11 protein-coding genes are annotated in these 11,534 nt (G+C 67.8%); 1 reads left to right on the top strand and 10 read right to left on the bottom strand.

Going from position 1 to position 11,534, the window contains the following annotated elements:
* Positions 1-18: 18 nt before the first annotated feature.
* From ACGVWT_RS13855 to ACGVWT_RS13875, 5 genes are all read right to left on the bottom strand, one after another.
* On the bottom strand, positions 19-1,032 hold the full coding sequence (locus ACGVWT_RS13855; RefSeq protein ID WP_315460696.1) for a MarR family winged helix-turn-helix transcriptional regulator: 1,014 nt from the start codon (positions 1,030-1,032) through the stop codon (positions 19-21).
* A 109-nt stretch (positions 1,033-1,141) separates the two neighbouring features.
* Entirely contained in the window at positions 1,142-2,650 is a 1,509-nt protein-coding gene (locus ACGVWT_RS13860) for an NAD(P)(+) transhydrogenase (Re/Si-specific) subunit beta (protein WP_315460697.1), read from the bottom strand.
* 102 nt (positions 2,651-2,752) lie between these two features.
* Positions 2,753-3,052 carry an NAD(P) transhydrogenase subunit alpha gene (locus tag ACGVWT_RS13865; RefSeq protein ID WP_116460466.1) on the bottom strand — a complete coding sequence of 100 codons (300 nt, stop codon included), beginning with the start codon at positions 3,050-3,052 and terminating at the stop codon, positions 2,753-2,755.
* Positions 3,053-3,237: 185 nt separating this feature from the next.
* On the bottom strand, positions 3,238-4,362 hold the full coding sequence (locus ACGVWT_RS13870; protein WP_315460698.1) for an NAD(P) transhydrogenase subunit alpha: 1,125 nt from the start codon (positions 4,360-4,362) through the stop codon (positions 3,238-3,240).
* A gap of 12 nt (positions 4,363-4,374) precedes the next feature.
* A complete protein-coding gene (locus tag ACGVWT_RS13875; RefSeq protein ID WP_017980099.1) occupies positions 4,375-4,500 on the bottom strand; it encodes an aa3-type cytochrome c oxidase subunit IV in 126 nt (41 codons plus the stop codon).
* Between the two features lie 154 nt (positions 4,501-4,654).
* Here ACGVWT_RS13875 and ACGVWT_RS13880 point away from each other — a divergent pair, with 154 nt between their 5' ends.
* Entirely contained in the window at positions 4,655-6,076 is a 1,422-nt protein-coding gene (locus ACGVWT_RS13880; protein ID WP_017980100.1) for a sigma-54 dependent transcriptional regulator, read from the top strand.
* Positions 6,077-6,118: 42 nt separating this feature from the next.
* Here the strand turns inward: ACGVWT_RS13880 and ACGVWT_RS13885 are convergent, their stop codons facing one another.
* The 5 genes from ACGVWT_RS13885 to thiD form a co-directional block, all read right to left on the bottom strand.
* Entirely contained in the window at positions 6,119-7,003 is an 885-nt protein-coding gene (locus ACGVWT_RS13885) for a bestrophin family ion channel (RefSeq protein WP_315460699.1), read from the bottom strand.
* A 77-nt stretch (positions 7,004-7,080) separates the two neighbouring features.
* On the bottom strand, positions 7,081-8,136 hold the full coding sequence (folP, locus tag ACGVWT_RS13890) for a dihydropteroate synthase (RefSeq protein ID WP_315460700.1): 1,056 nt from the start codon (positions 8,134-8,136) through the stop codon (positions 7,081-7,083).
* 174 nt (positions 8,137-8,310) lie between these two features.
* Positions 8,311-9,465 carry a site-specific DNA-methyltransferase gene (locus ACGVWT_RS13895; RefSeq protein ID WP_394426845.1) on the bottom strand — a complete coding sequence of 385 codons (1,155 nt, stop codon included), beginning with the start codon at positions 9,463-9,465 and terminating at the stop codon, positions 8,311-8,313.
* A gap of 174 nt (positions 9,466-9,639) precedes the next feature.
* Positions 9,640-10,308 (bottom strand): ribonuclease HII, encoded by a 669-nt coding sequence (locus ACGVWT_RS13900; RefSeq protein WP_315460701.1) that lies wholly within the window; start codon positions 10,306-10,308, stop codon positions 9,640-9,642.
* The gene (gene thiD, locus ACGVWT_RS13905; RefSeq protein ID WP_315460702.1) at positions 10,296-11,432 is read right to left on the bottom strand and encodes a bifunctional hydroxymethylpyrimidine kinase/phosphomethylpyrimidine kinase; all 1,137 of its coding nucleotides are present in this window, start codon (positions 11,430-11,432) and stop codon (positions 10,296-10,298) included. The genes ACGVWT_RS13900 and thiD overlap by 13 nt, the downstream gene beginning before the upstream one ends.
* Between the last annotated feature and the right edge of the window lie 102 nt (positions 11,433-11,534).

The raw sequence follows: 11,534 nt of genomic DNA on the forward strand, positions 1-11,534 counted from the left end.
CGCAAGAGGGAAGCGCACTCATGCCTTCCGCGCTGCGACCAGATAGGCGCGCATCGCCTCGCTGGCCCGGGAAGACAGGGTCATGAAGGCGCGGCGGCGGTCGACGGGGTCGGGGTGGCGGACGAACAGGCCCATGTCGGTCATGCGGGCGATCCAGCGCAGTGCGGTGGTCGGCGCGACGCCGGCGGCGATGCACAGGCTGGAGACGCTGACGCGATTGCCCTCTAGTTCGGCGGCGAACAGGTCGAGCAGCATGTCCCACGCCGGGTCTTCAAAGAGCCCTTCGCCGATGAACTGGCCGAAGAAGCGGCTGCGTGACTGGCGTAATTGAATCACGCGGCGCACCTCCTGCGGCGTGACCATTTGACCGCCGGTAGCGGGCTCACTGGCGAAGCTGCGGCGGCGGTCGGCGAGGTCGCGTGCGCCCGGGCCACCCTCCGCCGGCACGGTATGGGAGAGGAGGCCGGCGGTGATGCGCGAGATTTGCGCGATCCCTTCGGCCATCCGCCGGATGTGCTGGTCGTCCGATTCGGAGCCCTGCGGATGGTAGGCGTGGCGATCATCCTCGACCCGGTCGGGCATGCTGTCGTTCAGCATCAGCGCCCGGGGCAGCGCCGCCTGCGCCAGGGCCAGCGCGCGCTGCGGGATGGTGGCGTCGCAGAGCAATTCGACGGGGGCATCCATCAGGTGGCGGGCGACGAGATCAATCTGGTCCGTGGCGAAGGTGACGACGCCGCGCGTCTCCATCGCGTCGAGGAAGCGGCACAGCGCGGGCAGCGCCTGCTCCAGCCGTTCAGGAGCGACGCCGCCCGCCTCAGCCAGCACGACAGGCGCCGCGACGACGGCGGCGAGACCGGCCTCCACCTCAGCCCAAGCGATGCGCCGCAACGGCCGCCCCCCGGCGGCGGCGATGGCCGCGTCGGCGGCATCGCCTACGTCCGTGTCGGCGATCAGCAGCATCGCCCGGCCGCGGTGTCTGTAGGAGCCGGCACCGCCCTGCCCCGCCCATTCAGTAAACGTCGCCTTCCCCATGACGGCACGATACGCGGGCCGGGGGCGGGATCGCGGTCAGTCACCTCCATTTCCGAGGTAAATGGCGCCGAAATGCCCATTACCTCCAAAATGGAGACAGCCGCCGCCATCAGTCGAGCGCCTTGACGATCTCCTCGACCATCTTCTTCGCATCGGCGAGGAGCATCATGGTATTGTCCATGTAGAACACGTCGTTATCGACGCCGGCATAGCCGACGCCGCCCATCGAGCGCTTGATAAACAGCACCGTCTTCGCCTTTTCGACGTCAAGCACGGGCATACCGTAGATCGGCGACGATTTGTCCGTTTTGGCTGCCGGGTTGGTGACGTCGTTGGCGCCGATCACGAAGGCGACATCGGTCTGCGCGAATTCGGAGTTGATGTCCTCGAGTTCGAACACCTCATCATAGGGCACGTTCGCTTCGGCGAGCAGCACGTTCATATGGCCCGGCATGCGGCCGGCGACGGGATGGATCGCGTATTTCACGCGGACGCCATGCTCCTTCAGCTTGTCGGCCATTTCGCGGAGCACATGCTGTGCCTGCGCGACCGCCATGCCGTAGCCGGGGACGATGACGACCTGTTCGGCCTGGCTCATCAGGAAGGCGGCGTCTTCTGCCGAGCCGCGCTTCCACGGGCGATCGACCTTGTCGCCGCCGCCGCCCGCCGCGGCCTCGGCACCGAAGCCGCCGGCGATGACGCTGATGAAGCTGCGGTTCATCGCGCGGCACATGATGTAGCTGAGGATCGCACCCGACGAGCCGACCAGCGCGCCGGTGATGATCATCGCGCTATTGTGGAGCGTGAAACCCATCGCTGCCGCCGCCCAGCCCGAATAGCTGTTGAGCATGCTGACGACGACCGGCATGTCCGCGCCCCCGATCGGGATGATGAGCAGGAAGCCGATCGCGAAGCTGAGGATCGTGATCGTCCAGAAGATCCAGGGACTCTGATCCTGCGTGAAATAGGCGACGAGCAGCAGGATCGCGGCCAGCACGGCGAGGTTGATGGCGTGGCGGCCGGGCAGCAGGATCGGCTTGCCGCCCATGTTGCCGTTCAATTTCAGGAAGGCGATGACGCTGCCCGAGAAGGTGATCGCGCCGATCGCTACGCCGAGGCCCATCTCGACGCGGCTGACGCCATGGATGACGGCAAAGGGCTGGCCGATCATCGGGATCACCATGTCGGCGATGCCGAAGGCGATGGGGTTGAGGAAGGCGGCGCAGGCGACGAGCACGGCGGCGAGGCCGACGAGGCTGTGGAAGGCGGCGACGAGCTGCGGCATCGCGGTCATCGCGATGCGGCGCGCGGTGGTGATGCCGATGACCGCGCCGACGCCGATCGCGGCGAGGATTTCGAGCATCGTGACGTAATCGACGCGGCTCAGGATCGCCGTGTAATCATAGGTCGGCGTGGCGCCGGTGACGAGCAACTGGTCGATCGGCACGTGCGTCACCAGCGTCGTCACCACGGCGATGGTCATGCCGATCATGCCGAAGCGATTGCCGCGCTGGCTGGACGTCGGCGACGACAGGCCGCGCAGCGCGAGGATGAAGCACACCCCGGCGATCAGATAGGCGAGCGCCGCGAACGAGCTGCCGGCGGTTGCGTGTTCCATCCTGTCCCCCTGTCCGTCATCCCAGCGACGGCTGGGATCTTTCTCCGCAAGCGCGCGCCTGCGGCATGAGACCCCAGCCTGCGCTGGGGTGACGTATTGTGCTTAGTGTTTGGCCGGTGCCGGCCGGTCCTTCTTCTTGTACATCGCCAGCATGCGGCTGGTGACCGCGAAGCCGCCGAAGATGTTGATGCTGGCCAGCACCACGCCCAAGAGCCCCAGCCATTTCGACGAGGTGCTGCCCGCCGCCGCGCCGGCGATCAGTGCACCGACGATGATGACGCTGGAGATGGCGTTGGTCACCGCCATCAGCGGCGTGTGCAGCGCCGGCGTGACCGACCAGACGACATAATATCCAACAAAGCAGGCCAGCACGAAGATCGAGAGGATCGCGACGAAGTCCATGATTCAGCTCCCGACCGATTCGGCGCGGCGTACCGGCGCTTCCAAAGTGGACAAAGTAAGCGAAACGGTACCCCCCTCTTTGCCATACCGCGAACCTGAACGGTTCGTCGTGGCAGAACGGGGGCGCGATTCGCGGTTCATGGCCGCAAAACTAGGCTCTTTCGCCGCGTGTAGGACAGCCCCCCTCATGCGCCGAGCAGCCGAGCGTTCACCACCTGCCCGTCCTTGGTCAGACGGACGGCATCGCCGATCTCGGCGTCGAGCACCGGGCGGCCGGCCTCCTTGTCCCAGAAGGTCGAGAGGAAGTTGTAGAGGTTGCGGCTGAACAAAGCCGAGGCGTCGGCGGGCAGGCGACCGGCGACGTTACGATGGCCGACGATCGTGACGCCGTGGCGCTCGACGATCTCGCCCGCCACCGCGCCTTCGACATTGCCACCCTGTTCGACCGCGAGGTCGACGATGACGCTGCCGGGGCGCATGCTGGCGACCTGCGCATCGCTGATGAGGCGTGGCGCCGGGCGGCCGGGGATCAGCGCGGTGGTGATGACGATATCCTGCTTGGCGATATGCGCCGACACGAGTTCGGCCTGGGCGGCCTTGTATTCGTCGCTCATTTCGCCGGCATAGCCACCGGCCCCTTCGCCCTCGATGCCCTTCACATTCTCAACGAAGATCGGTTTGGCGCCGAGGCTCTGAATCTGTTCCTTGGTGGCGGAGCGCACGTCGGTGGCGGACACCTGCGCGCCTAGGCGGCGGGCGGTGGCGATCGCCTGCAACCCGGCGACGCCGACGCCCATGACGAACACCTTGGCGGCGCTGACCGTGCCCGCCGCGGTCATCATCATCGGGAAGGCGCGGCCATATTCGGCCGCGGCGTCGAGCACCGCCTTGTAACCGGCGAGGTTCGACTGCGACGACAATATGTCCATCGACTGCGCGCGGGTGATGCGCGGCATGAATTCCATCGCCAGGGCTTCGTAGCCGGCAGTGGCATAAGCGTCGATTCGCGCGCGGTCCCCGAAGGGGTTAAGGCCGGCGACGATCCACGCGCCGGACGCGGCGCCCGTCAGACCGGCGGGATCGGGGCCCTGCACGCCGAGGATGATGTCCGCGCCGGCGAGCGTGCTGGCGCGGTCGGCGACGCTGGCGCCGACATCGGCATAGGCCTGATCGGCATAACGGGCGGCGGCACCGGCGCCGGCTTCCACCGCGACGGTCGCACCCAGGGCGATGAATTTCTTGGCGGTTTCCGGCGTGGCGGCAACGCGCCGCTCGCCGTCAACATGCTCCTTGAGGACGGCGATCTTCATGTCGGCGGGCGCTCAGGCGATCAGCCAGATCACCAGCGCGGCGATCACCGCACAGGCGATGGCGCCCCAGAACAGCATCTTCGTGACGCTCGAATAGGTCGCCACATGCGCCTTCATGTCACCGTTGCCGGCCATCATCCAACCCCTGTTTGCCTGTGGCGCCTTCGCCCCTGTTGCACGATCACTGCCCGCAAAGCGCCATGGGCGTCAAGGCAAGGTACGCGTGCGCTGGCTTAAGCCCGCCTTTACTCCGACCGTGTATCGCTTGCCCCGAACCGGGACGGAAAACCTTATGACGCGCAACGGGCAGCGCCTGCTTCTGCTGATCGACGACGAACCTGCGCAGCGGCGATTGGTGTCGGCGCTGGCCGCGCGCGCCGGCTGGCGATCGATCTTCGCCGCCGATGGCGAGATGGCGCTGGCGCAGCTCGGCACGCAGGACGGGATGCAGCTTGACGCGATCCTGCTCGATCATTGGGCGCCCGACGCCGATGCCGGCCCGCTGATTGCGGAGCTGCGCGAACGACGCCCGGCGCTCCCCATCCTGATGCTGACCGCCAACGGATCGGTCGCGCATGCCGTCGCGGCGATGCGCGCCGGCGCGACCGATTTCCTGGTGAAGCCGCTGGCCCCCGAACGCCTGCTCGCGGCGCTGGAGGCGGCGGTGGCGGGAACGGCGGCGGGGGAATTGCGGCCGCTGACCGAAAAGATTCCGGCATTGCTGGCGTTCGACGAGATCGTCGGCTCCTCGCCCGATTTCCGCGCCGCGCTCGCCATCGCCGCCAAGGCGGCGCGGGCGCGCGTGCCGGTGCTGGTCGAGGGCGAAAGCGGCGTCGGCAAGGAAGTGGTCGCCGATGCGATCCATGCCGCCTCGCCGCGGTCCAAGAAGCCGATGGTCACCGTCAATTGCGGGGCGATCCCGGCGAATCTCGTCGAATCCGAATTGTTCGGGCACGAAAAGGGCGCGTTCACCGGCGCGTTCGAACGCAAGATCGGCAAGTTCGCCGATGCCGACGGCGGCACCATCCTGCTCGACGAGGTGGGCGAAATGCCGCTCGAGGCGCAGGTGAAGCTGCTGCGCGTGCTGCAATCGGGCGAAATCCAGCCGATCGGCGCGCGTCACGCGCGGCAGGTGGATGTGCGCGTGATCGCCGCGACGAATAAGACGCTGCTCGACGAGGTTGCCGCCGGGCGGTTCCGCGAGGACCTCTATTACCGGCTCAACGTCGTGCAGGTGACGATCCCGCCGTTGCGCGAACGGCTGGCCGACGTGCCGGCGCTGGCGCGACATCTGCTGGCGCGGATCGCGCAGCAGCCGGGGCTGCGGCCGCTGGGGATCACCGACGATGCGCTGGCGCTGCTGGTGCAATATGACTGGCCGGGCAACGTCCGCCAGTTGCAGAACGCGCTCTTCCGCGCAGCGGTGCTGTGCGAGGGTGCGGCGCTGACGCGGGCGGATTTCCCGCAGATCGCGTCGCTGGGCAATCGCCGGCCGGGGAGCGCGGGCACCGCCACGCTATCGGGTGGCGGCGTGACGTTGTTCCGGCCCGACGGCAATCTGCGCCCGTTGGAGGATATCGAGGCGGATGTGATCCGGCTCGCCATCGGCCATTATCGCGGGCGGATGACCGAAGTCGCGCGGCGGCTGGGGATCGGGCGGTCGACCTTGTACCGCAAGCTCGGCGAGCTGGGGATTGATAACGCCGCGGCGTGATGCGCGCCGAATGGGTCACGCACCGACGGCGGCGGCCCGCTCTTACCAGAGCACACCCTTTACCGGGGTGACCGGCGGGGGTGCCTCGTCACCGATCGACTGGAGCAGATCGATCTCGATCGTCCGGCACATCGCGGTCAGCGGCAGATCGTGAACCGTATTGGCGAACGGATCGACCAGATCGTCACCGATCGCGAGCACCGCGAGGAACATCAGCCCCGCCACCGTCGACCCCAGCGGCGTCGCGAAGCCCAACGTCTCGACGAGGCCGATCGGCAGCAGGATGCAGAAGACGTGGGTGAATAGCGTCGGAAAGAAGCGGAACTGGTTCGGCAGCGGCGTATTCTTGAGCCGCTCCATGCCGCCCTGCGAATTGGCGATATCGACCAAGGTCGATTCCATCCGCGTCTGCTGGATCGTGTCGATCAGGCCGGCGCGGCGCGCATCGTCGATGCGGCGGCCGGTGCCGTCGAGCAGGCCGTTGGCGATATTGGTGCGGGCCAGCGCCGGCTCCGCCTCGCCACGCGACAGATATTTCAGCACCTGTTCGTCGACCGGCTGCTTGCGCAGCTGGCAGCGTAGCGCGTTCACATAGGCGATCTGGCGCAGCACGATCGTGCGGCGCAGGTCATGCGCCTCTTCGGCGGGCAGGAAGTTGCGCGCTTCGCGGCTGATGTTGCGCGAGGCGTTGATCATCAGCCCCCACAGCGAACGCCCTTCCCACCAGCGCGCATAGGCCGAATTGGCGCGCGTGCCGAGGAACAGCGCCAGCACCGAGCCGAACAGCGTCAGCGGCAGCGACGGCGCCTTGAACGGCAGGACGTAATAAGTGACCGTGACGATGACGTCCCAGACGAACAGGAGCGTCAGCGGCTTCCAGACCTCGGCGATGATGCGGTTCAATCGAGGGGAGGATGCGACGATCATGGAACCTCACGAATGATGACGGAGCGGCCATAACGCACATCTGCACGCTATGCTGCACCGCAACACTATTTTACGGTTCAGCCACCCGCGAGGGCCCGGTCACGCAGGCCGCGCCACACGCGCAGTGCCTGAACCGTTGCGGAAACGTTATGAACGCGCAGGAGTTGCACGCCGGCCTCCGCTCCTTTCAGCGCGAGTGCCAGACTGCCGCCGAGGCGCGCCGCCACCGGGGCTTCATTGTCCAGCGCGCCGATCATCCGCTTGCGGCTGGCGCCGAGCATGATCGGGCAGCCGAGACCGTGGAACAGCGCGAGGCCGTTGAGGAGGGCGAGATTCTCCGAGAGCGTCTTGCCGAAGCCAATGCCGGGATCGACGATGATGCGCGATCGGTCGATGCCCGCGGCCGCCACCGCGGCGATGCGCGCGTCGAGCCAGTCGAACACCTCGGTCAGCACGTCGCGATAGCCGGTGCGGGCGTGGCCACCCTCCTTGGGATCGGGCGAATGCATCAGTACGACGGGGCAGCCGGCCTGCGCCACGACGGCGAGCGCGCGATCGTCCCAGAGCAGCGCGGAGACGTCGTTGACGATCTGCGCGCCGGCGGCGAGTGCGGCTTCCATCACCGCGGCCTTGCGGGTGTCGATCGAGACGAGCGTGCCGCTGCGGGCGAGGCGTTCGACGACCGGCTGGATGCGGGCGATCTCGTCACCTTCCCAGACCTGCGCGGCGCCGGGCCGGGTGGATTCGCCGCCGAGGTCGACCAGCGCGGCGCCGGCGGCGGCCATGTCGACACCGGCGGCCGCGGCGGCGGCGGGATCGGCGCTGTGCTGGCCGCCGTCGGAAAAGCTGTCCGGCGTGACGTTGAGGATGCCGGCGACGAGCGGCTGGTCGAGGCGGAGCGTGCGCTCGCCGAGGACGAGCGGAGCGCGGGGGGCGGTGATAGCGGCGTGGAGCGCCTGGGCGCGGTCGCCGAGGGTGGCGATATCGGCAACCGGGACGGTGCGTTTGGTGCCGCCCTCGATCACCTCATAGGCCGCGAACCATTGCAGCCCGCCGGCGAGGCGGGCGACGGCGCCGTCGGTCTGGGTGACGGGGGTGTCGACGAATTGGACGGGGCGGAGGTGGAGCGTCATCGTTCCCGTGTCCTTGCTGTGGGCCGACAAGGCAACCCTCACTCCTCCCCGGCACGGGGAGGTGGCAGCGCGTCAGCGCTGTCGGAGGGGGCTTCCTCTTGGGGCATCGTTTGTGCCCCCCCTCCACCACTGCCTTCGGCGGCGGTCCCCCTCCCCGCGGCACGGGGAGGATTGTCAGGGCTGCGTCGCCAGCAGATACGTCTGTCTCAGCGTGTCGATCGGCTGGAGCTTGCCGCCGGCTTCATGCTGCCAGAAGGTCCAGCCGTTGCAGGCGGGGGCGCCTTGCAGCGTCGCGCCGAGCTTGTGGATCGAGCCGCTGGCGCCGCAGTCCGACAGCAGGCTGCCGTCGGCGCGGACCGTCACGCGGAAGCGGCGCTTGGTGTCGGTGAGCACCGCGCCGGGCTGGAGATAGCCGTTTTCGACCAGGACGCCGAACGCGACCTTGGGCTGCTGACGCGGCGACTGCATCGTGGAGAGCGCCGATTCATCGAGCGGCAGCGCAGCGGCGATGCGTTCCTCGGCGGCGGCGATATAGTCGCCCTCGCGCTCGATGCCGATCCAGTGGCGGCCCAGGCGCTTGGCGACCGCGCCGGTGGTGCCGGTGCCGAAGAAGGGATCGACCACGACGTCACCGGGCTTCGTGCAGGCGAGCAGGATGCGGTAGAGCAAAGCCTCGGGCTTCTGGGTCGGGTGGACCTTCACGCCGTCCTTCTTCAGGCGCTCCTGCCCGCCGCAGATCGGGAATTCCCAGTCGGAGCGCATCTGCAGCTCGTCGTTCAGGGTCTTCATGCTGCGGTAGTTGAAGGTGTATTTCGCGCCCTCGCCCTTCGACGCCCAGATGAGCGTCTCATGCGCGTTGGTGAAGCGGGTGCCGCGGAAATTGGGCATTGGATTGGCTTTGCGCCACACGATGTCGTTGAGGATCCAATAGCCCAGATCCTGCACCGCGGTGCCGACGCGGAAAATGTTGTGATAGCTGCCGATCACCCAGATCGAACCGGTGTCCTTCAGAATGCGATGCGCCTCGGCCAGCCAAGCGCGGGTAAAGGCGTCATAGGCGGCGAAGGTGTCGAACTTGTCCCAATCGTCGGTCACCGCATCGACATGGCTGCCGTCGGGACGGAACAGCTCGCCGCCCAATTGCAGATTGTAGGGCGGATCGGCGAAGATCATGTCGACCGACTTGTCGGGCATCGCCCGCATCGCCGCGATGCAATCGCCACGGACGATCTGATCGAGCGGCAGCACGCGCGTGTCGACCGACGCCACCTTGCGCGCCATTGTCCGCGCCGAAACCTTCGGCTGCCTGACCTTCTCGATAACCGCCATTACGTCCCCCTTGGACCTCTATTCGCGTCAGATGGTGGACTCGCGTCAAGGCCTGAGTGGTTAACGATAAAGCTTGCCATCCCGTTAAGCGGTGGGATCAGCGACTCGGCCCCGCAAGATATGGGAGCGTCGATTCCACGCGTCCCCCAGCGCTGGGGGTGTGACTCAAAAGACTCAGCCATGAAATTGGTTAGCGGCAGAGGCGGTGAACAGCGGTCCCGCCGCCGCATCGGGCGTGATTCGGGCGTAGGCGGCGGCAACGGGGGCGAAGCTGCGGCGGTGAATCGGGGTGGGCCCATGCTCGATCAGCGCCGCGAGGTGGTGCTTGCAGCCGTAGCCCTTGTTCGAATGCCAGTGATACTGCGGGTGGACCGCGGCATGTTCGAGCATGATCGCGTCGCGCGTTTCCTTGGCGATGATCGAGGCGGCGGCGATCGACAGGCTGTGCGCGTCGCCGCTGACGATCGCGGTGGCGGGATAGGACCAGCGCGGCAGGCGATTGCCGTCGACCAGCACATGGCCGGGATCGCAGCCGAGCTTGAGCGTGAGCGCGTCGACCGCCAGCGTCATCGCCTTCATCGTCGCCCAATAGATGTTGAGCGTATCGATCTCGTCCGGCTCGACGATACCGATGCCGAAGACGGCGCGCGTCTGGATGAGCGTGCAGAGGCGGGCGCGTTCGGTGGCCGAGAGCTTCTTCGAATCATCGATGCCGCGCGGCGTGCCCTTGGCGGGCAGCACCACCGCGGCGGCGACCACCGGGCCGGCGAGCGGCCCCCGCCCCGCTTCGTCCACCCCGGCGACGGGGGGCAGGCAGGCTTTTTCGTGCTTCAGTCCGGGCATGCGAGGCGCCATGGCGGGAAGCGGCGATGTTCGCCAGCGGTGTAGAGACAGAGCGCATTGCCGGCGGGATCGGTGACCCGCGCTTCCCGCCAGCCCCAGGATTGCGCGACCGGATCGGCGACGGCATGCTCGGCGGCGCGAAGGCGGGCGACGGCGGCGTCGAGATCTGCGGTTTCGAGGAACAGGATCGGGCGGCCGTCGATCTCGTCCGCCGCTTCGATCGACAGGGTCGTGCCGGCGGCGCTTTCGAAGCGGGCGTAGCGGCCGGCGCTGTCGACGATCGGGGTGAGGCCGAGGGTGCGGTAGAAGGCGAAGGACACCGCGTGGTCGGTCGCGGGCAGCGTCACCTGATTGGGACTGAGGCCGCCGAGGTCGCTGTCCACGCGGACACGGGCATGCCCCATCGGGCCGTGGCCGGCGCCGAGGCCCGGTGCCTCATGCAGCGCGATTCGGACGAACCCGATCCCGCGGGCGACGGCCGCGTCGAGCGACAAGCCGGCGGCGAGGCCGGTGGCGATGGCGCTGGCGAGCGTGCAGCCGGTGCCGTGGCTGTGGCGCGTGTCGATGCGGGGGTTGGACCAGGTCCGCTCGGTGCCGTCGGCGTGGATCAGGCGATCGGACACGGTGTCGCCGGGGGCATGGCCGCCCTTGGCGAGAATCGCGGCACCGCCCGCGCGCACCGCGTCGATGCCGCCCAGCGCAGCGAGTTCGGGCAGATTGGGCGTGATGACCGTGGCGCAGCGCATCAGCCGCGCAAAGGCGGCGATCGTGTCGGCGTCGGCGAGGACGGAGCCGCTGGTCGCGATCATCACGGGATCGAAGACGATGGGGACGGCGAGCGCCTCCAGCACGTCGGCGACGGCGTGGACGGTCGCGGCCGAACCGATCATGCCGATCTTCACTGCGTCGACGCCGATGTCGTCGAGGACGCTCGTCATCTGCGCGACGACCATGTCGACGGGGACGGGATGCACCGCCTGCACCCCCAACGTATTCTGCGCGGTGATCGCGGTGATCGCGGTCATGGCGTGGCCGCCGAGCATCGTGACGGTCTTGATATCCGCCTGGATACCGGCGCCGCCGCCCGAATCGGATCCGGCGATGATGAGGACGCGGGGGATCATATATGGTGCCGGAAGTGGACGAAGTGGACGGTACGTAACGTCCGGAATTGCTCCCCGTGCTGGGGCATTGGGACGACGATGGCGGGGGTGTGGCTTGTCAGG

Origin of the sequence: Sphingomonas sp. S6, from assembly GCF_043498045.1 — a bacterium.
Lineage (GTDB): Bacteria > Pseudomonadota > Alphaproteobacteria > Sphingomonadales > Sphingomonadaceae > Sphingomonas.

Bases quoted from the DNA above. Each gene is read 5' to 3' on its own strand.
- ACGVWT_RS13855 (WP_315460696.1), bottom strand. From the start codon at position 1,032: ATGGGGAAGGCGACGTTTACTGAATGGGCGGGGCAGGGCGGTGCCGGC.
- ACGVWT_RS13860 (WP_315460697.1), bottom strand. From the start codon at position 2,650: ATGGAACACGCAACCGCCGGCAGCTCGTTCGCGGCGCTCGCCTATCTG.
- ACGVWT_RS13865 (WP_116460466.1), bottom strand. From the start codon at position 3,052: ATGGACTTCGTCGCGATCCTCTCGATCTTCGTGCTGGCCTGCTTTGTT.
- ACGVWT_RS13870 (WP_315460698.1), bottom strand. From the start codon at position 4,362: ATGAAGATCGCCGTCCTCAAGGAGCATGTTGACGGCGAGCGGCGCGTT.
- ACGVWT_RS13875 (WP_017980099.1), bottom strand. From the start codon at position 4,500: ATGATGGCCGGCAACGGTGACATGAAGGCGCATGTGGCGACCTATTCG.
- ACGVWT_RS13880 (WP_017980100.1), top strand. From the start codon at position 4,655: ATGACGCGCAACGGGCAGCGCCTGCTTCTGCTGATCGACGACGAACCT.
- ACGVWT_RS13885 (WP_315460699.1), bottom strand. From the start codon at position 7,003: ATGATCGTCGCATCCTCCCCTCGATTGAACCGCATCATCGCCGAGGTC.
- folP (WP_315460700.1), bottom strand. From the start codon at position 8,136: ATGACGCTCCACCTCCGCCCCGTCCAATTCGTCGACACCCCCGTCACC.
- ACGVWT_RS13895 (WP_394426845.1), bottom strand. From the start codon at position 9,465: ATGGCGGTTATCGAGAAGGTCAGGCAGCCGAAGGTTTCGGCGCGGACA.
- ACGVWT_RS13900 (WP_315460701.1), bottom strand. From the start codon at position 10,308: ATGCCCGGACTGAAGCACGAAAAAGCCTGCCTGCCCCCCGTCGCCGGG.
- thiD (WP_315460702.1), bottom strand. From the start codon at position 11,432: ATGATCCCCCGCGTCCTCATCATCGCCGGATCCGATTCGGGCGGCGGC.